This is a genomic window from Sphingobium sp. 15-1 (genome assembly GCF_013375535.1).
Lineage (GTDB): Bacteria > Pseudomonadota > Alphaproteobacteria > Sphingomonadales > Sphingomonadaceae > Sphingobium > Sphingobium aromaticivastans.
Map to the genome: position 1 here is coordinate 1,489,588 of NZ_JABXJG010000001.1, position 17,397 is coordinate 1,506,984.

General features: G+C 62.2%; 21 protein-coding genes and 1 pseudogene. 15 read left to right on the top strand and 7 right to left on the bottom strand.

Annotated features, from left to right (window positions below):
• Positions 1–19 precede the first annotated feature (19 nt).
• The 7 genes and pseudogenes from HUK72_RS06985 (at position 20) to HUK72_RS07015 (ending at position 3,907) form a co-directional block, all read left to right on the top strand.
• Positions 20–1,261: a HEPN domain-containing protein gene (locus HUK72_RS06985; RefSeq protein ID WP_176596138.1), complete on the top strand. Its 1,242-nt coding sequence runs from the start codon at positions 20–22 to the stop codon at positions 1,259–1,261.
• A gap of 113 nt (positions 1,262–1,374) precedes the next feature.
• Positions 1,375–1,551 (top strand): stability determinant, encoded by a 177-nt coding sequence (locus HUK72_RS06990; protein WP_176596139.1) that lies wholly within the window; start codon positions 1,375–1,377, stop codon positions 1,549–1,551.
• Positions 1,551–1,823 carry a type II toxin-antitoxin system RelE/ParE family toxin gene (locus HUK72_RS06995; RefSeq protein ID WP_176596140.1) on the top strand — a complete coding sequence of 91 codons (273 nt, stop codon included), beginning with the start codon at positions 1,551–1,553 and terminating at the stop codon, positions 1,821–1,823. Before HUK72_RS06990 ends, HUK72_RS06995 begins: the two co-directional genes overlap by 1 nt.
• Positions 1,824–1,839: 16 nt before the next feature.
• Complete coding sequence (locus tag HUK72_RS07000) at positions 1,840–2,022, top strand: hypothetical protein (RefSeq protein ID WP_176596141.1); 183 nt, start codon at positions 1,840–1,842, stop codon at positions 2,020–2,022.
• 95 nt (positions 2,023–2,117) lie between these two features.
• Positions 2,118–3,015: pseudogene (locus tag HUK72_RS07005) on the top strand (hypothetical protein).
• A 157-nt stretch (positions 3,016–3,172) separates the two neighbouring features.
• Positions 3,173–3,391 (top strand): hypothetical protein, encoded by a 219-nt coding sequence (locus HUK72_RS07010; protein WP_176597775.1) that lies wholly within the window; start codon positions 3,173–3,175, stop codon positions 3,389–3,391.
• Between the two features lie 171 nt (positions 3,392–3,562).
• Positions 3,563–3,907, top strand: a complete 345-nt coding sequence (locus HUK72_RS07015) for a glycine zipper 2TM domain-containing protein (RefSeq protein ID WP_176596142.1) — start codon at positions 3,563–3,565, stop codon at positions 3,905–3,907.
• 60 nt (positions 3,908–3,967) lie between these two features.
• Here HUK72_RS07015 and HUK72_RS07020 read toward each other — a convergent pair whose 3' ends face one another.
• The 4 genes from HUK72_RS07020 to HUK72_RS07035 all read right to left on the bottom strand — a co-directional run bounded on the left by HUK72_RS07020 (position 3,968) and on the right by HUK72_RS07035 (position 7,416).
• Positions 3,968–4,900: an electron transfer flavoprotein subunit alpha/FixB family protein gene (locus HUK72_RS07020; RefSeq protein WP_176596143.1), complete on the bottom strand. Its 933-nt coding sequence runs from the start codon at positions 4,898–4,900 to the stop codon at positions 3,968–3,970.
• Complete coding sequence (locus tag HUK72_RS07025; protein WP_176596144.1) at positions 4,897–5,646, bottom strand: electron transfer flavoprotein subunit beta/FixA family protein; 750 nt, start codon at positions 5,644–5,646, stop codon at positions 4,897–4,899. Before HUK72_RS07025 ends, HUK72_RS07020 begins: the two co-directional genes overlap by 4 nt.
• Positions 5,647–5,744: 98 nt before the next feature.
• Positions 5,745–6,944: an ADP-forming succinate--CoA ligase subunit beta gene (gene sucC, locus HUK72_RS07030; protein WP_176596145.1), complete on the bottom strand. Its 1,200-nt coding sequence runs from the start codon at positions 6,942–6,944 to the stop codon at positions 5,745–5,747.
• Between the two features lie 139 nt (positions 6,945–7,083).
• Positions 7,084–7,416, bottom strand: a complete 333-nt coding sequence (locus HUK72_RS07035) for a hypothetical protein (RefSeq protein ID WP_176596146.1) — start codon at positions 7,414–7,416, stop codon at positions 7,084–7,086.
• A gap of 67 nt (positions 7,417–7,483) precedes the next feature.
• On the opposite strand from HUK72_RS07035, the gene HUK72_RS07040 reads away from it, so the two are divergent.
• Complete coding sequence (locus HUK72_RS07040; protein ID WP_176596147.1) at positions 7,484–7,882, top strand: low affinity iron permease family protein; 399 nt, start codon at positions 7,484–7,486, stop codon at positions 7,880–7,882.
• 110 nt (positions 7,883–7,992) lie between these two features.
• Here the strand turns inward: HUK72_RS07040 and HUK72_RS07045 are convergent, their stop codons facing one another.
• Complete coding sequence (locus HUK72_RS07045) at positions 7,993–8,172, bottom strand: hypothetical protein (RefSeq protein WP_176596148.1); 180 nt, start codon at positions 8,170–8,172, stop codon at positions 7,993–7,995.
• 151 nt (positions 8,173–8,323) lie between these two features.
• Positions 8,324–9,514, bottom strand: coding sequence for a Na+/H+ antiporter NhaA (gene nhaA / locus HUK72_RS07050; RefSeq protein ID WP_176596149.1), 1,191 nt, complete (start codon positions 9,512–9,514; stop codon positions 8,324–8,326).
• Between the two features lie 145 nt (positions 9,515–9,659).
• On the opposite strand from nhaA, the gene HUK72_RS07055 reads away from it, so the two are divergent.
• From HUK72_RS07055 to HUK72_RS07070, 4 genes are read left to right on the top strand one after another with little or no spacing between them, the layout of a single operon-like run.
• On the top strand, positions 9,660–11,057 hold the full coding sequence (locus HUK72_RS07055; protein ID WP_176596150.1) for a glycosyl transferase family protein: 1,398 nt from the start codon (positions 9,660–9,662) through the stop codon (positions 11,055–11,057).
• Positions 11,054–12,115, top strand: coding sequence for a hypothetical protein (locus tag HUK72_RS07060; protein ID WP_176596151.1), 1,062 nt, complete (start codon positions 11,054–11,056; stop codon positions 12,113–12,115). Before HUK72_RS07055 ends, HUK72_RS07060 begins: the two co-directional genes overlap by 4 nt.
• Before the next feature lie 49 nt (positions 12,116–12,164).
• The gene (locus HUK72_RS07065; RefSeq protein ID WP_176596152.1) at positions 12,165–13,079 is read left to right on the top strand and encodes a sulfite exporter TauE/SafE family protein; all 915 of its coding nucleotides are present in this window, start codon (positions 12,165–12,167) and stop codon (positions 13,077–13,079) included.
• Complete coding sequence (locus HUK72_RS07070) at positions 13,076–13,837, top strand: TIGR02186 family protein (protein ID WP_176596153.1); 762 nt, start codon at positions 13,076–13,078, stop codon at positions 13,835–13,837. Before HUK72_RS07065 ends, HUK72_RS07070 begins: the two co-directional genes overlap by 4 nt.
• Positions 13,838–14,048: 211 nt before the next feature.
• On the opposite strand, the gene HUK72_RS07075 is transcribed toward HUK72_RS07070, so the two are convergent.
• A complete protein-coding gene (locus tag HUK72_RS07075) occupies positions 14,049–14,519 on the bottom strand; it encodes an Lrp/AsnC family transcriptional regulator (protein ID WP_176596154.1) in 471 nt (156 codons plus the stop codon).
• A gap of 116 nt (positions 14,520–14,635) precedes the next feature.
• On the opposite strand from HUK72_RS07075, the gene alr reads away from it, so the two are divergent.
• Genes alr through HUK72_RS07090 form a run of 3 tightly spaced genes read left to right on the top strand, consistent with a single transcriptional unit; the run spans position 14,636 to position 17,381 of the window.
• Positions 14,636–15,763, top strand: a complete 1,128-nt coding sequence (alr, locus tag HUK72_RS07080; protein ID WP_176596155.1) for an alanine racemase — start codon at positions 14,636–14,638, stop codon at positions 15,761–15,763.
• The gene (locus tag HUK72_RS07085; protein WP_176596156.1) at positions 15,760–17,013 is read left to right on the top strand and encodes a D-amino acid dehydrogenase; all 1,254 of its coding nucleotides are present in this window, start codon (positions 15,760–15,762) and stop codon (positions 17,011–17,013) included. The genes alr and HUK72_RS07085 overlap by 4 nt, the downstream gene beginning before the upstream one ends.
• Before the next feature lie 17 nt (positions 17,014–17,030).
• On the top strand, positions 17,031–17,381 hold the full coding sequence (locus HUK72_RS07090) for a RidA family protein (protein ID WP_176596157.1): 351 nt from the start codon (positions 17,031–17,033) through the stop codon (positions 17,379–17,381).
• Positions 17,382–17,397: the final 16 nt, after the last annotated feature.

The following is a 17,397-nucleotide window of genomic DNA, read 5'->3' on the forward strand; positions in this document are numbered from 1 at the left end:
CAAGGGGGGAAGACTTAGAATGCCATTAGAGAAAACTGACGAAAGTTCGTTGATAATTGCAATAACTGAAGCCATTCAAAACGGAACTGCTTCAAAGCGTGGCCTCGTTCTTCCTGAAGAGTGGGGGAAAAACACTTATAAACTACTTAGCGAATCTGCGCAGAAGCATTTCAAGAAGGTTTTGGACGATGGCGGTTTAGAAGCGTTCATATTACGCGAGTTGAATTACAACTACCGGCTGTCGGGCGACGAATTACCCGCTAATAAGATAAGAATTGCTGAAATGCCGTCGTTTTTGGACGCTTTAGCAACAGCCAAAAAAATAACCGCATTGCTCTCCAGTTTACCTAGGCAATATCGAATGATAGTTCGAGGGCCGGCAGAGCTTGGCGACAGACTAAATCGAAGTGACGTAAATATTAAAATTTCCGATAGATTAACATTAATTTCTGGCGCCTTAATATCGGATAATTTTAAAGTTTCCCATGAAAATGATAGCATAAATAAATTTATTAAGACATCAAACTCGGATGAAAAGGTACCAAACTCATTTGACGACAACAGCCTCTATTTCGAGTATAGAACATCAGGTTGCATATCCGATAGAACAGACACTAAAATCGTAAGAGATTTTTTTGAAGCCATCCGCTCTTTTTATGGCGCCGCTATGGCATTAGAAATCATAGACAATTTTGACCATAAGCAGCAAAACTTAATACCTTGGGTGGTTGCGAATGAATTAAGGGATGATGATTCTGAATTATGCTACATCGCAAGGTCGGACGATGACATTATAAAAGCAACAAATATCGCCACAACAATAGATTATGACAAGATAATCGATGAAAAATCCGAGGAATTGGAAAAATCTATTTCTCCGATTGTTAAAATGTTTTCATCAAAAGATGGACATAAACTTACAACCGCAGCAATATGGATATTCAGAGCTAACCTAAGTTCTAGACCTATGGACACAATTTTGGAATCAACTATTGCGATTGAAGTTCTTCTCGGAGACAGAGAAACTAGTGATCGTATTGGGTTATCAAAACTGATGGCTAATAGATGCGCCTATGCACTCGGTAAAAGTTTTAGCGAAAGAAAAGATATAATAGATTTCTTTGTAGAATTTTATAAGGTTAGATCTGATATTGTTCATAATGGGAAGTTTAGACTTGAAGACGGCGAAAAGAACGTAGTTGATAAGGGGCTGACGTTGTCCCAGCGGATTTTGCGGCACGAGATAAATCTTCTTAATTGATTTACGGGGAGACGCGGTTTCCATAGATGCCTCACTGAATAATAAGGCTTGTAACTGCTCCATCTCCCTGCTTTCCAATTGGCATCTCTCTACGCCTTTGATAGTCTGTAACAATGACCAAACTCACCCCCATCGAGTCCGAGTTCGCGACGACCGAGGAAGCCGAAGCCTATGACGCTTGGTTCCGGGCAAAAGTCGAAGCAAGGATGGCGAAGAAAACGCCCGGTATCCCGCATGACGAGGTCATGGCCCGGATGCAAAGGATCATCGACCGGCGCAAGCAGACCTGATGCTCCCACTGATCTGGCACGACGATGCCGTCGATGATCTCGAAAGCATCATCGACTATATAGAGGAACACAACCCTGCCGCCGCGCAGCGGCTCGGCAGCGTCATTCGCGACACCGCCGAACGCCTCCCTAATCACCCCTATATGTATCGCTCCGGTCGGATTGCAGGCACACGCGAAGCCTTGATCACCCCCAATTATGTCCTCGTCTATCGCGTCACGGAAATCATAGAGGTGCTGGCCGTCATCCACACCCGCCAGCAATATCCCTGATCAAAGGAGCGCAGCAATGATCTCCGAAAAGCCCAAGCGCCCCGCCATTGATCTTGAAGAGTTCGGTCGCCAACTCGCACGCCGCCGCGCCGAACTCGGCATAACCGACGCCGACATGCCCCGCAACAGCGGCACCCGCCGCACCGCCAGCAAGAAAGCCCTGCTCAAAGCCATCAAGGATGCAGGCGGCAACTGGTAAACCACCCTCCCCGCATGTTCCCATTTTGTTCTGTCCTACAACCCCTCCCTTATAATACCCTCCCGGCAAAGCCATTTCACAAAAGGGGCCTTGCCATGACCTGCCAATTCCCTTCCCTCCCCACCCCCGCGCAGCAAATCCGCGCCGACGGCTGGAGCCCCGCGCGCCAGCGGCACTTCCTCGAAACCCTCGCCGCCACCGGCATCATCCGCACGGCCTGCGAAGCCGCGCACATCAGCCCGCGCCCGCCTGGCCGACGATCTGCTCGCCCGCGCCCTCACCGGCAATGAGGACGTGATCCGCAAGGACGCCGACGCCCACGAAATCACCCGCCACCGCCACGACAACCGGCTCGCCATGTCGATGCTCGCCCGGCTGGACCGCATGGCGGACAGCCCGCCGCAGGGCAGCGACGCCGCGCTCGCCCGCGTCGTGGCGCAGGACTTCGCCGCCTATCTCGACATGCTCTGCCCGGAGGATCAGGCAGCGGCGGAGGCGGACCGCCTCGGCCTGCCACCCTGCCCGCCCGACCCCGCCGCCCTCGAAGCGCCGCCCGCCGTCGGAGAGGCCGCCGCCGCCCTGTCGCCGGGCGCCTCCGCCGCGCTGTTCGTCGCGGCACGCCTGGCGCTGAGCGAGGGCGGCAAGACCCAGCCCGACCCCCTCGATGAACGGTGTGAACTTCGGCCCATTCCGGCCGATCCGCTGGTCGAACGGGCAAGCCTTCCGCCGGAGGAAGCCGCCGCCCGGCTGCGCGGCATATGGTGGGACGAGGACAGGGAAGGCTGGCGCACCGACTATCCCGCCCCGCCCGATTTCGACGGCGATGAAAGCGACGACATATACGACATCGACGCCTATGAGCGCGACCTGACGGCGGAGGAAGAGGAAGCCCTGACTGCGCTCGCCGCCGCGCAGCGCCGCCCCTATGAGCATGCCGCCGCCCGCGCCCGCGACGCCTTTTTCGGCTTCGCCGCGCTGGAGGGGACCGGATGATGCGGCGGCGATGAACATCCAGCCCGGCCCGGTTCGCGCGGCGCCCGCGCGGCTCCTTGCATCGACCGCGCCGCTCGCTCTGCCGCACGGCTCCGGAACCGATCCCGGCGGGCAATGTTATCCCTGCAACCCCACCCGGAACAAGGAGTCCCACCCCATGATCCGCACCCTGATCTTCGGCGCGATCGCCGGCTATGTCGGCAAGAAACTCTATGACGAAGGCAAGCTGACCGAGTTCAAGGACGATCTCGTCGCCCGCTACAACCAGGCCAAGATCGACCTCGACAAACGCCGCGACAGCGAAACCCCGGACACCAGCCCAAGCCTCGCCACCCCGGCGACGCCGACGGTGCGCAGCGCGCCACTGGTGTCCTGACGCCCGTCAGAACCCTTTTCCAGCGGACGAACACCCTCTCACCGCTGGCTCCACTGCCCGCCCGGTTGCCTTTCCCCCTTTTGGGCGGCCGCGGCGGGCAGACTATTTCGCGCAACTTCTGCTTCTCGAACGGGTTATCCTTAAAGCAGGGATGAATGAGGAGAGAAGAACATGCGCACCCCCCTATTGGCAGCGGCGCTGCTGGCATTGCCGCTGACGGCCTGCGTTTCCGATGGCGACGGCAGCCGTTACGGCTATGACCGCCCCACCTACGGCCACGGCCCTGGCGGTCGCCCGATCGGTGAGAATGACTATATCTACCGCGACAATGACGGCCGTTATTATTGCAAGCGCGACGATGGCACCACCGGCACCATCGTCGGCGCCATAGCGGGCGGCGTGCTGGGCAATATCATCGCCCCCGGCGGCTCCAAGACGCTGGGCACGATCCTGGGCGGCGCTGGCGGCGCGCTGGCGGGCCGGGCGATCGACAAGAACGACGTCCGCTGCGAATAGGGCAGCCATGAAAAAGGGCGCGGACCCAAAGCCCGCGCCCTCCCATTCCGGATTAACCGCTCAGAGCTTTTCGACCAGCTCCGGCACGACCTTGAAGAGATCCCCGACAAGACCGATGTCCGCGACCTGGAAGATCGGCGCGTCCTCGTCCTTGTTGATGGCGATGATGGTCTTGGAGTCCTTCATCCCCGCCAGATGCTGGATCGCGCCGGAGATACCGACCGCGATATAGACTTCCGGCGCCACGATCTTGCCGGTCTGCCCGACCTGATAGTCGTTGGGCACATAGCCCGCGTCGACCGCCGCCCGGCTCGCGCCGACCGCCGCGCCCAGCTTGTCCGCCAGCGGGAAGATCGTCGCCTCGAACGTCTCCCCGTCCTTGAGCGCACGGCCACCCGACACGATCACCTTGGCCGAGGTCAGTTCCGGACGCTCCAGCTTGGCGATCTCCGCGCCGACAAAGCTGCTGAGGCCCTTGTCGCCGGTCGAAGCCACTGCTTCCACCGCGCCGCTGCCGCCTTCCCTGGCCGCCTTCTCGAAGGCCGTGCCGCGCACGGTGATGACCTTCTTGGCGTCCTTCGACTTGACGGTCGCGATCGCGTTGCCGGCATAGATCGGGCGAGTGAACGTATCTTCGCTCTCGACCGAGAGAATGTCGCTGATCTGCATGACATCCAGCAGAGCCGCAACACGCGGCGCGATATTCTTGCCGTTGCTGGTGGCCGGGGCGACAAAAGCGTCATGGTGGCCCATCAGTTCGACGATCAGCGGCGCCACATTCTCCGGCAGCGCATGGCCGAAAGCGGCGTCGTCCGCGACATGGACCTTGCCCACGCCCGCGATCTTCGCGGCTTCCTCGGCCACGCCGCCGACGCCTGCGCCCGCGACCAGCAGATGCACTTCACCCAGCTTGCCAGCGGCGGTGACGGCGGAGAGGGTCGCGTCCTTGACGACGCCGCCCTCATGTTCAACCCAAACGAGCGTCTTCGTCATGCTGCAACTCCCAGCGCTTTCAGCTTCGCGACCAGTTCATCGACATCGGCCACCTTCACGCCGGCCGAACGCTTGGGCGGTTCGGCAACCTTGAGCGTCTCCAGACGCGGCGCAATGTCCACGCCATAATCGGCGGGGGTCTTGTTCGCGAGCGGCTTGGACTTCGCCTTCATGATGTTGGGCAGCGAGGCATAGCGCGGCTCGTTCAAACGCAGGTCGGTGGTGACGATCGCCGGGACGTTGAGCTTAACGGTCTCCAGGCCGCCATCGACTTCGCGGGTGACGTTGACCTTGTCGCCCTCGACCTCGATCTTGCTGGCGAAAGTGCCCTGCGGCAGACCAAGCAGCGCCGCCAGCATCTGGCCGGTCTGGTTGCTGTCATCGTCGATCGCCTGCTTGCCCAGGATGATCAGGCCAGCGCCTTCCTCTTCCTGAACCTTGGCGAGCAGCTTGGCCACGCCCAGCGGTTCGACCTCATCGTCCGTCTGGATCAGGATCGCGCGATCCGCGCCCATCGCCAGCGCCGTGCGCAGCGTTTCCTGCGCCTTGGCGACGCCGATCGACACCGCCACGATCTCGGTCGCGACGCCCTTCTCCTTCAGGCGGATCGCTTCCTCCACCGCAATCTCGTCGAACGGGTTCATCGACATCTTCACGTTCGCCAGATCAACGCCCGTCCCATCCGCCTTCACCCGAGGCTTCACATTGTAATCAATCACCCGCTTCACGGGCACAAGGATCTTCATTTCAACATCCTTCCTTCATTCACGCCAAACACGGGCGCGGGCAGCCCGTTTCCGGACCACCCGCACCCTTTGGTGTCTTGTTCAGGCGAAAAGCTGCGTCAGGCTGCCTTCCTCACTTCCGCCACGATCTTCTTCGCCGCGTCGCCCAGATCGTCCGCCGGGACGATGGCCAGGCCCGAAGCCGCGAGAATGTCCTTGCCCTGCTGGACGTTCGTGCCTTCCAGGCGGACGACCAGCGGAACCGACAGGTTCACTTCCTTGGCGGCGGCGACAATGCCCTCGGCAATGATGTCGCACTTCATGATGCCGCCGAAGATGTTGACGAGAATGCCCTTCACCGCCGGGTCCTTCAGAATGATCTTGAAGGCCGCGGTCACCTTTTCCTTGTTGGCGCCGCCACCGACGTCCAGGAAGTTGGCGGGGAATTCGCCGTTCAGCTTGATGATGTCCATGGTCGCCATGGCCAGACCCGCGCCGTTCACCATGCAGCCGATATTGCCGTCGAGCTTGATGTAGGCGAGGTCATATTCCGAAGCTTCGACTTCCGCCGGATCTTCTTCGGTCAGGTCGCGCAGTTCAGCGATGTCCTTGTGACGGAACATGGCGTTGCCGTCGAAACCAACCTTGGCGTCCAGCACCAGCAGATTGCCCTGCTCGGTCAGCGCCAGCGGATTGACTTCGATCTGCTCGGCGTCGGTGTCGAGGAACGCAGCGTAGAGCGAGGCGGCGACCTTGGCGGCCTGCTTCGCCTGATCGCCGGACAGGCCCAGCGCGGCGGCAACGGCGCGGCCGTGGTGCGGCTGGAAGCCCGAAGCCGGATCGACCGAGAAGCTATGGATCTTTTCCGGGGTCGAGTGAGCGACCTCTTCAATGTCCATGCCGCCTTCGGTCGACACGACGAAGGCAACACGGCTGCTGGCGCGGTCGACCAGCAGAGCGAGGTAGAATTCCTTCGCGATGTCGGCGCCATCGGTGATGTAGAGGCGGTTAACCTGCTTGCCCGCTTCGCCGGTCTGGATGGTGACCAGCGTGTTGCCGAGCATGTCGGTAGCGTGGGCCTTCACTTCGTCCAGGTTGAAAGCCAGGCGGACACCGCCCTTCGCTTCAGGAGCCAGTTCCTTGAACTTGCCTTTGCCACGGCCACCGGCGTGGATCTGCGACTTCACGACATAGAGCGGCCCAGGCAGCTTCTTGGCGGCTTCGACGGCTTCCTCGACGGAGAAGGCGGCGTAACCGGCGGCGATCGGCGCGCCATACTTGGCCAGCAGTTCCTTCGCCTGATATTCGTGGATGTTCATGGGGCTCGCCCGTCCTTTCCGCTGAAACTTGATGTCCAGCGGCTAAGCACAGGCAAAGGGGCAACGCCAGCAGATTTCGCAAAATGACTTTGCAAAATTGCAAAACCTTTGCGAAGCGAGGCCCCGCTTTATTGCAAAATCAGCGGTCGATGGCGCAGATGATCGCGGCCTTGCTGGTCACCGCGAAGATCTCCGGGTCCTCCAGCGCACGGACCTTGTAGAGGAAGCGATCGACCGTCATATCACCCATGTGAGACTTGCGAAGCGAGGCCAGCGACTGAAGCCTGCGAAGCTGCGTCAGGCTCAGACGGTCCACCATTCTTTCAGCCATGCAGCCCGCCATGCGAGGCGATATTCCGGCATCGATCAACCCGACGCGCAGGCGCGATTCGGGCGACACCGTCGCACAGGATGCAAGAAGGAGCGAAGCGCCGAGCCCGCAGGCCAGCGAACGGAGAGGGATGGTTGTCATGACGCCTTCATGGCAAGCATGGGCTGAACAGAGGCTAAATATGGGCATGCCCAGGGAGAAAATAGCGATGGACAGGATTTTCACGGCCTTTGCGCACAAGATCGCCAGTTGGTCGGGCCAGCCAGCCGCCTTCATCCTGGCGGTCCTGGTGATTTTGGGCTGGATCGTGACCGGGCCGATCTTCCATTATTCCGACACCTGGCAGCTCATCATCAACACCGGCACGACGATCGTCACCTTCCTGATGGTCTTCCTGATCCAGAATGCGCAAAATCGCGACGGTTCCGCAATCCAGGCGAAGATGGACGAACTGATCCGCGCCGTCGAAACGGCGCGGAACGAGTTCATCGGCATCGAACATCTGACCGAAGCGGATTTGGAGAAGATCAAATCCGTGCTTGAGAAGGAATGCGGCGATGACGAAACGCACCGCCTGTCGATCGAGCACCTGATCCAAAGGCGGTGATGCCCATGCGCGCCAAAGCAGGCCGCGTCGAATGAGACGCACGCCACATATGGTCATTCCTGCTTTCGCAGCATTTCAGGCGCGAAACCGGTTACGGCTTTTCGCGCGCGCTAATGCGCCAGATCGACCAGCTTCTCATTCTCACGCCTATAGGCGTCGATCTGATCCGTATAGCCGCGCGCAAGGCCCTCATAGGCTTCCCGGCCCTTTGCGGACCGGCTCATTTGCGCGCGGATCAATGCAACTTGCTGTCTGTGCAGCAGATAGTTGACATCCATCTCCCCATTCATATTCGCCCTCCTACCTGATCGCTGAAAGAGATTGGTGGGGTTCGCATCCAGTGCGAGTCGCTCTACGGCCGGGGCAAGATAGCATCGGGCCGGGAGCCATGCGATTCCATCCAACGCATGGGCGGAGCAGTCTAGCGGATAATCCCGGCTTTCAAAAGCGTCTGGCGCTTCGCAAAACGCAATAACCCATAACGGCGGAGAGCAGCGAACCAGCGAGAATGCCGATCTTCGCCTGTTCGACCAATGCCGGAGAGCCGGGAAAGGCCAAGGTCCCGATGAAGAGGCTCATGGTGAAGCCGATGCCGCAAAGCAGCGCCATGCCGTAAATCTGCGCCCAGCTCGCCCCGGCAGGCCGTTCCGCGATCCGCCAGCGATCCGCCAGCCAGATCGCGCCGAAAATGCCGATCTGCTTCCCCAGGAACAAACCCGCGGCCACGCCCAGCGGCAAGGGCGTGAGCAGCGCGCCAAGCGCCGCGCCGTCAAGCGAGACGCCCGCATTCACGAAACCGAAGAACGGCACGATCAGATAGGCGCTCCACGGATGCACGGCATGTTCCAGGCGATGCAGCGGACTATCGGCGGCATCGGGCGCGCCGGGGGTGGGTTTGATCGGAATGAACATTGCCGTCAGCACGCCCGACACCGTCGCATGGACGCCCGAAAGCAAGGTGCAATACCACAGGGCCGCAAAAGCCAGCAGATAGGGCGCAAGCTTCTGAACGCCAAGGCGATTGAGCCCCCACATCAGAAGAAGTGCCGCCGCCGCGCCGGCCAGAGCGGGAAGATCGATGCCCTGCGTATAGGCGAGCGCGATGATCGCGACCGCGCCCATATCATCGACGATCGCGATCGCCGTCAGCATCAATTTGAGAGAGGCCGGCACCCCCCGCCCGAGCAGCCCCACAACCCCTATGGCGAAGGCGATGTCCGTTGCCGCCGGAATCGCCCAGCCGCCGGAAAGCCCAGCCCGCCCCGCAACGAAGAGGAGATAGAGGCAGGCAGGCACGACCATTCCCGCCGCCGCCGCGACGAACGGCAATCGCCTGCGTTCCCAGGTCGAAAGCCCCCCATCGATCATCTCCCGCTTGATCTCCAGTCCGACCAGCAGAAAGAAAACCGCCATCAGTCCGTCATTCACCCACAAATGGAGCGTCATGCTGCCCAGCCTGGGCGTCAATTCCGGACCGATCCGGGCGTGGACGAAAGCGTGATAGAGGTGCCCTGCCGCCCCTGGCAGGTTGGCGAACAGCATGGCCATGGCTGCGGCGGCCATCAGCAAGACGCCGCCACCGGCTTCACCGGTCAGGAAATCCCGCAGCGCGGAAGGCGGACGGTTCGACATGGCTGCTTACTCCCAGGCGCCATGCTTTAAGAAATATTATAGGCAGATCAAATCGATAAATATTACGACATGGCAACGAATATCTATTTGAGAATCAAATCTTTGCTGCCATAGGCCCCGCCCGGGGATAGAGGGAGCTCAATCCGTGGGGGAAAGCGTCTTCGCCTTTCTGGCGGGGGTTCATCATGAGATTCTGCTTTTCGCGGTGGTTGCACTGACGATAGGCGGCATTGATGATTTCATCATAGACCTTGTCTTTCTGTGCCGGCGCTTATGGCGCAAGCTGATCGTCTATTCCCGTCATCAGCGCATGACCACGGCCACCTTGCCGACTTCATCACAGCCCGGGCGCATCGCCATCTTCATACCGGCCTGGCAGGAAGCCGAGGTGATCGGGCCGATGCTGCGCAACGCGTTGGCCCATTGGGGGCAGCAGGACTATCGCATCTTCGTCGGCGTCTATCCCAACGATCATGCGACGTTGGAAGTCATAGCGCCTTTGGCCGCCGGGGAAGAACGGCTGATCATGTGCGTGAACCAACGGGACGGGCCGACCACCAAGGCGGATTGCCTGAACATCGCCTGGCGCGCCATGCTGCAGGAGGAGGAACGCGCGGGCATCCGCTTCAAGGCGATCGCGCTGCACGATGCGGAAGACGTGGTCCATCGCGACGAGATCCGCCTGTTCGACGTGATGACGGACCGGTTTCAGCTCGTTCAGCTTCCGGTTCTGCCCCTGCCGGGCCATGGCGGCTGGTGGGCAAGAGCCATCGCCAATCATTATTGCGATGAATTCGCGGAAAGCCATGGCAAGGCCCTAACGGTGCGCGAGGCCATGGGCGCCTCCATGCCGTCGGCCGGGGTCGCCTGCGCATTCGAACGGGACACGCTGGAACGGCTGGTAAACCCTGCCAATGGCGGGCCGTTCGATCCGGGATCGCTGACCGAGGATTATGAGGTCGGCCTGCGCATCAGCAATATGGGCGGGCGCGGCGTGTTCGTCCGCATGCGCGACAGCGACGGCCAACTGGTCGCGACCAAGGAATATTTCCCCGACAATCTGACGGACGCCGTAAAGCAGAAGGCGCGTTGGATGGTCGGGATTTCGCTCGCCGGATGGGATCGCATGGGCTGGCAGGGCGGTCCCGCCGAATGGTGGATGCGCATGCGGGATCGCGGCGCGGCGCTTTCCGCCTTCGTCCTGTTCACCGCCTATCTGGCGCTGCTGTTCTGGGGCGTGCTGCGGGTTGGCAGCCTGTTCACCACCTTCCCCGTTCCCAAGCTGTCACCGGCCATCAAGGCGCTGCTGCTGATCAATTTCGGCTTCATGAGCTGGCGCATGGCGATGCGCGCCATCTTCTCCGGCATGGCCTATGGCTGGGCCTTTGGGCTGGCCGCGATACCGCGCACTTTCATGGCCAATATCGTCGCGATGATGGCCGCCCGGCGGGCGGTGATCCTTTATCTCCAGTCGCTGATCGGCAAGCCGCTGACATGGGACAAGACGCAGCACCGCTTTCCCGATCTGAGCCCTCCGGCATGAACGAGGCGGCAAGCGGCAGGCCTGTCCGGTTCTTCGGCCTCGTCATGATTGGCTGGGTCGCGATCCGCCTGGCGAGTCCGGCGGGCGATCTCTTCAACGAAACGATGGAAAGCAACGGCAGAGGCGCTTTCCATCCGGCCAGCTATTTGAAGAAGGGCAGCTTTCCGGCGAAAAGAGATGAGCCGTTACCCTGGCGGAAAGTCGCGGAGCCGATGCCGGAGCAACGACACGCGGCGCACCCCATGTCTGCTCCGGCGCTGCCAACGCCCGGCGGAACCGTGGGGAGGAAGTACGCCATGCCTCCCATTGCTGCCGAAGCGCCCCCCATCGCGCAGGCGGCGAGCGAAACCGGAGAAGCCGCTCCGGCGATCAATCCGGCGCCCGCCTTGCCCCTGGCGCTCGCCCGTCCCGCAAGCGTCGACCGCTGGCGCGGCAGCGCCTGGCTGCTGTGGCGGGACGGGAGCGCGCCCCGCGCCGATGCCGTGACGGGAGGCCGGCTTGGCGGATCGCAGGCCGGGGTTCGCCTCGATTTCGACCTGAACCCGCACGCGTCCAGCAGAGCCACTGCCTATGCGCGAGCCAGCGCCGCGTTGAACAGCCCGGCTTCTGCCGAAGGTGCGCTGGGCATGGCCTGGCAGCCAGCTCGCGCCGTCCCGATCAGCTTCGCGGCCGAACGACGCATTACGCTCGGCAAGGGCGGACGCAACGCCAATGCCGTGATGGCGGTGGGCGGCTTCGGACCCGCGCAAGTCGCGCCCTCCCTGGAAGTGGAGGCCTATGCCCAGGGCGGCATGGTCGGTTTCCGCTCGAATGACTTTTTCATCGACGGCAAGATGTCGCTGCTCGCGCCGATCCATCATTCGCCGCTGCGGATCGGCGCCAGCCTCTCCGGCGGCGCGCAGCCGCAGGTCGAGCGGCTGGATATAGGGCCGGAGCTTCAGGTCCGCCTGCCCCTCAAGCCCGTGGCGGCAAGGCTGGGCATCGAATGGCGGGAACGGATCGCGGGCCGGGCGGCGCCAGCCTCTGGCCTTGCCGTGACCCTGGGGGCGGATTTTTAAGCGGGAGCGCCTTTATCTCTTTCGATATTGGGCTTAACCCCATAGCTCCATGGATCTCTATCTGCCCATCGCCAACCTGTCGGTGAATGCGCTGGTCATCATTGCCCTAGGCGGCGTGGTGGGCCTGTTGTCGGGCATGTTCGGGGTCGGCGGCGGTTTTCTGACCACGCCGCTGCTCATCTTCTACGGCATTCCGCCGACGGTCGCGGCCGCCTCCGCCGCGAGCCAGGTGACGGGCGCCAGCGTGTCGGGCGTCGTCACCCATATGTCACGGGGCACGGTGGATTTCCGCATGGGCGGCGTGCTGATCGCGGGCGGCGTGGTGGGGGCGGGCCTTGGCGTGCTGATCTTCCGGCTGCTGCAGGCCATCGGGCAGATCGATACGGTGATCGGCATTCTCTACGTGCTGATGCTAGGCGGCATCGGTTCGCTGATGGCGAAGGAATCGATCCAGGCGCTGATCGCGCTCAAGACCGGCAGGAAGGTCCAGGCCCGCAAGCGGCGGCACCACCCGCTGGTCGCGGCCATGCCGATGCGGTGGCGCTTCTACCGATCGGGGCTGTACATCTCGCCGCTGGCGCCATTGCTGCTGGGCATGGCGACAGGCATCCTCACCATGTTGCTGGGCGTGGGCGGCGGCTTCATCCTGGTTCCGGCAATGCTCTATCTGCTGGGCATGACGACGCAATCAGTGGTCGGCACATCGTTGTTCCAGATCTTGTTCGTGACCATGGCGACGACGATGATGCACGCGATGACGACCCATGCGGTCGATCTGGTCCTGGCCTTGCTGCTGCTGATCGGCAGCGTGACCGGCGCTCAGGTGGGCACGCGCATCTCCATGACGATCCGGCCTGAATATCTGCGCATATTGCTGGCCGCCATCGTGCTGCTGGTCGCGGCGCGCATGGCGCTGGGCCTGGGGTTCCGGCCGGACGAAATCTATACGGTCGAAGTGCGGTGAAGCGGAGAGCATTCCTCGCTTTGCCCCCTGCCCTGCTGCTGCTTTGCGCGGCGGATGAACCCATGCTGGTGCCGGACGTGTCGCAGCGCGATGTCGAAATCCAATACAGCTTCACCGGCGCGGACCTGCTGCTGTTCGGCGCGATCGTCTATCCCGACGGGCGGCGGCCGACAAAGCCCGCCGACATCATGGTGGTGCTGAAAGGCCCCGACCAATCGATCACCATGCGCGAGAAGCAGAAGGTCGCGGGCATCTGGGTCAATGCCGACAGCGCCCGCTTCCGGTCGGCGCCGAGTTTCTACGCCATCGCCTCGTCCCGGCCGATCGGCAAGGTGGTCGATGAGCGGACGGCGGCGATTTATGAGATGGGCGTGGACAAGCTCCAACTCTCTCCCTCCTCGCTCAACGACAGCGAGGAACTGGACCGGTTCCAGAAAGGGCTGATCGATCTGCGGGAACGCGCCGGGCTTTATGTCGAGCAGCAGGGGACGGTGGAGATCACCGACGGCGTGCTCTACCGGGCGCGATTGCCGCTGTCGGCGCGGGTGATTGTGGGGGATTATACGGCGGAGACCTTTCTGGTGCAGGACGGTCGCGTGGTGGCCGCCGCGGTGCGCGACATCACCATCCGCAAGTCGGGGTTCGAGCGCTTCATGGCGGTCGCGGCGGAGCAATGGCCGTTTTTCTATGGGCTGGTCGCGATGATCCTGGCGGTCGGCATGGGCTGGGCGGCAGGCGCGATCGCCAAGCGGATTTGAAGCGGCACTGCGCCATCGGATTTGGCTTAGTTTGACGAAATGGTGCACCTTGCGATGTTCGTCACCCCGGGCTTGACCCGGGGTCCCGCTTTTCTCTTTAGGTCACGCCTGGTTTCAGGCAGCGGGACCCCGGATCAAGTCCGGGGTGACGAGATAGGAAGATGGCAGGAAACCAGCCGACTTGCGTCTGTGAGTGAAAGCTCCACACATTCTAACGCCGCGCCGATTTCCTCGGCCGCAGGGCGTCGCGCATAGCGATGCTGCTGTTGATGCGGGTGACGCCGGGCATGCGGGACAATATCTCGCTGTGGATCGCCTCATAGGCGGCGACGCTTTCGGTCTGGACGCGCAGCCAATAGTCGACGCCGCCCGTCATAAGGAAGCATTCGCGGATTTCCGGGCACTGCCGCACGGCATGTTCGAAGCGGGCGAGATAATCCTCGGTCTGGCGGTCCAGCGTCACCTGCACCAGCACGTCGACGGCGCGGCCTTCCTGTTCGATGGGGGCGGTGACGATGGTATATCCACGAATGACTCCCCCAGCTTCCAGCATGCGGATGCGGCGGTGGCAGGCGGAGGGGGAGAGGCCGACTTCGGCGGCGATTTCGGAGTTGGGGCGGCGGGCGTTGAGGCGCAGCAGGCGGATGATGGAGCGGTCGGCCGCGTCGAGCGATTCTGTCATTTGTTGCATTTCCTGCGAAGGATCATCCGATAATTCGTCAACTCTAGACAATTCTGCGAATATATGGGAGCCTATTCGCAAGGCAGCGCGCTAGCCTTTTGTCGAAGGGGAGCGCGATGCAGTCCATTGACACCGCCGGAGCCGTGCTGCGCATCGATCTGGCAGCGCTGGCCGACAATTACCGGATCATCCAGCGTCAGGTCGCGCCCGCGACGGTCGCCGGAGTGGTCAAGGCCAATGGCTATGGCCTGGGCGCGGAGCAGGTCGCCGCGACGTTGATGGATGCAGGGTGCCGTCATTTCTTCGTCGCGCTGCTGGGCGAGGCGGTGGCGCTGAAGCCAGCCTTGCGCGATGGCGTTTCGCTGTTCGTCCTCAACGGACTGCAACCGGGCGCGGAAGCCGATTGCGCGGCGGTCGGGGCGATCCCGGTGCTGAACTCGCTCGACCAGATCGGGCGCTGGGCGGAGCAGGCGCGGACGCTCGGGCGGCGCTTGCCTGCCGCGCTTCAGGTGGACAGCGGCATGTCGCGGCTGGGCCTGCCGCCAGAGGAAGTCGCCATTCTCGCGGACGAGCGCGAACGGCTGGACGGCATCGACCTCAAACTCCTCATGAGCCATCTGGCCTGCGCGGACGATCCGGATGCAGCGTTCAATGAGAAACAGCGGGACAATTTCGAAACGCTTGCCCGGCATTTTCCCGATGTGCCGCGCGCGCTGGACAATAGCGGCGGCGCTTTCCTGAAGCGCGGGCATTTCGACTTGGTGCGGGCGGGGATCGCGCTTTACGGCGGCGCGCCGCAAGGGGAACCCAATCCGATGCGGCCCGTGGCGGCGCTGGAGGCGCGGATCACGCAATTGCGCACTATCCCGGCGGGCGCGGGCGTCGGCTATGGGCTTACCCATCGCTGCGACCGGTCGACCCAGATCGCAACCATCCCCATCGGCTATGCCGATGGCTGGCCGCGGCATCTGGGCAATGCCGGGTCCGTCTTCATCGCGGGCATCAGGGCGCCGATCGTCGGGCGGGTGTCGATGGACAGCATCACGCTGGACGTGACGGACGTGCCCGACATCTTCCTATATCCCGGAGCGCCGGTGGAACTGTTGGGACCACATCAGACGGTCGATCAGGTCGCCGCCGACGCCGGGACCATTTCCTACGAAATCCTGACTCAATTGGGGCAGCGTTATTGTCGCGTGGTGGACGCGGCGCCTGCAACCCGCAAGCGGAGCATCATGGCATGAAGGTCGCTATTCTCGGCAGCGGCGTGATCGGCGTCACGTCCGCCTGGTATCTGGCGCAGGCCGGGCATGAGGTGACGGTGATCGACCGGCAGGACGGCCCCGCGCTGGAAACCAGCTTCGCCAATGCGGGCGAGATTTCACCGGGCTATGCCTCCCCCTGGGCGGCGCCGGGAATACCGATGAAGGCGCTGCGCTGGCTGTTCATGAAACATGCCCCGCTGATCCTGCGACCGCAGATGGATTTGGCCATGCTGCGCTGGATGGTGGCGATGCTGGGCAATTGCAATGCGCGATCCTATGCGATCAACAAGAGCCGGATGGTGCGGCTGGCGGAGTATAGCCGCGACCGGCTGATCGACCTGCGGCGGGAAACCGGCATTTCCTATGATGAACGCAGCCAGGGCACGTTGCAATTGTTCCGCGAGCAGAAACAGTTGGACGGCATCGCCAAGGACATTGCGGTGCTGGAGGCGGACGGCGTGCCCTTCGAAGTGCTGGACGCGGCGGGCTGCATCGCGGCCGAGCCGGGGCTGGCGTCGAGCGGCGTGCCGCTGGCCGGCGGATTGCGGCTTCCCAATGACGAAACCGGGGACTGCTTCAAATTCACCAATGCGCTGGCCGACATGGCGAAGGCCAAGGGCGTGACCTTCCTCAACGGCCGGACCATCGGGCGGATCGCCGTGAAGGACGGGAAGGTCGCCCATATCGAGACGGACAAGGGCCATGTCTTTGCCGACGCCTTCCTGGTGGCGATGGGCAGCTATTCGCCGCTGTTGCTGGCGCCGTTGGGGATCAGGCTGCCGATCTATCCGGTGAAGGGCTATTCGATCACCGTGCCGATCATAGAGGAAGGGCGCGCGCCGGTGTCGACGCTGCTCGACGAAAGCTACAAGGTGGCGATCACGCGGCTGGGCGACCGGATCAGAGTGGGCGGCATGGCGGAGCTTTCCGGTTATTCCAAGGGATTGCCGAAGGCGCGGCGGGATACGCTGGAATATTCGGTCGGGTCGCTGTTTCCCGGCGCGGGCGACCTGTCGCGGGCAAGCTTCTGGTCGGGACTGCGGCCGATGACGCCGGACAGCACGCCGGTGATCGGGGCAACCAAAATCCCCAACCTGTTCCTCAACAGCGGCCATGGCACATTGGGATGGACCATGGCCTGCGGGTCGGGGCATGTGATCGCGGACATCATCGGCGGTCGGAAACCCGAGATCGAGACCGCCGACCTGGCCATCAGCCGCTATTCTTGAACTGAAAGGAATCTTCCATGACCATCACCCGCATCGACCGTGGCCCGCGCATGAGCGAGGCCGTCATCCATGGCGACACCATCTATCTGGCGGGACAGATCGGCGCGCCGGGCGAGAGCGTCACCGCCCAGACCCAGGCGGTGCTGGCCGAGATCGACGCCCTGCTGGAGCGGACCGGCAGCAGCAGGAACCATATGTTGATGGCGCAGATCTGGCTGGCGGACATGGCCGACTTTGCCGAGATGAACGCGGTCTGGGACGCCTGGATCGCGGATGCGGAGGCCCCTGCCCGCGCGACCGGCGAAGCGAAGCTGGCAAGCCCGGATTATAAGGTCGAGATCATCGTCACGGCGGCCAAGGCGGGGTGATGCGCGATCCGGCCTG

Bases quoted from the DNA above. Each gene is read 5' to 3' on its own strand.
- HUK72_RS06985 (WP_176596138.1), top strand. From the start codon at position 20: ATGCCATTAGAGAAAACTGACGAAAGTTCGTTGATAATTGCAATAACT.
- HUK72_RS06990 (WP_176596139.1), top strand. From the start codon at position 1,375: ATGACCAAACTCACCCCCATCGAGTCCGAGTTCGCGACGACCGAGGAA.
- HUK72_RS06995 (WP_176596140.1), top strand. From the start codon at position 1,551: ATGCTCCCACTGATCTGGCACGACGATGCCGTCGATGATCTCGAAAGC.
- HUK72_RS07000 (WP_176596141.1), top strand. From the start codon at position 1,840: ATGATCTCCGAAAAGCCCAAGCGCCCCGCCATTGATCTTGAAGAGTTC.
- HUK72_RS07010 (WP_176597775.1), top strand. From the start codon at position 3,173: ATGATCCGCACCCTGATCTTCGGCGCGATCGCCGGCTATGTCGGCAAG.
- HUK72_RS07015 (WP_176596142.1), top strand. From the start codon at position 3,563: ATGCGCACCCCCCTATTGGCAGCGGCGCTGCTGGCATTGCCGCTGACG.
- HUK72_RS07020 (WP_176596143.1), bottom strand. From the start codon at position 4,900: ATGACGAAGACGCTCGTTTGGGTTGAACATGAGGGCGGCGTCGTCAAG.
- HUK72_RS07025 (WP_176596144.1), bottom strand. From the start codon at position 5,646: ATGAAGATCCTTGTGCCCGTGAAGCGGGTGATTGATTACAATGTGAAG.
- sucC (WP_176596145.1), bottom strand. From the start codon at position 6,944: ATGAACATCCACGAATATCAGGCGAAGGAACTGCTGGCCAAGTATGGC.
- HUK72_RS07035 (WP_176596146.1), bottom strand. From the start codon at position 7,416: ATGACAACCATCCCTCTCCGTTCGCTGGCCTGCGGGCTCGGCGCTTCG.
- HUK72_RS07040 (WP_176596147.1), top strand. From the start codon at position 7,484: ATGGACAGGATTTTCACGGCCTTTGCGCACAAGATCGCCAGTTGGTCG.
- HUK72_RS07045 (WP_176596148.1), bottom strand. From the start codon at position 8,172: ATGAATGGGGAGATGGATGTCAACTATCTGCTGCACAGACAGCAAGTT.
- nhaA (WP_176596149.1), bottom strand. From the start codon at position 9,514: ATGTCGAACCGTCCGCCTTCCGCGCTGCGGGATTTCCTGACCGGTGAA.
- HUK72_RS07060 (WP_176596151.1), top strand. From the start codon at position 11,054: ATGAACGAGGCGGCAAGCGGCAGGCCTGTCCGGTTCTTCGGCCTCGTC.
- HUK72_RS07065 (WP_176596152.1), top strand. From the start codon at position 12,165: ATGGATCTCTATCTGCCCATCGCCAACCTGTCGGTGAATGCGCTGGTC.
- HUK72_RS07075 (WP_176596154.1), bottom strand. From the start codon at position 14,519: ATGACAGAATCGCTCGACGCGGCCGACCGCTCCATCATCCGCCTGCTG.
- alr (WP_176596155.1), top strand. From the start codon at position 14,636: ATGCAGTCCATTGACACCGCCGGAGCCGTGCTGCGCATCGATCTGGCA.
- HUK72_RS07085 (WP_176596156.1), top strand. From the start codon at position 15,760: ATGAAGGTCGCTATTCTCGGCAGCGGCGTGATCGGCGTCACGTCCGCC.
- HUK72_RS07090 (WP_176596157.1), top strand. From the start codon at position 17,031: ATGACCATCACCCGCATCGACCGTGGCCCGCGCATGAGCGAGGCCGTC.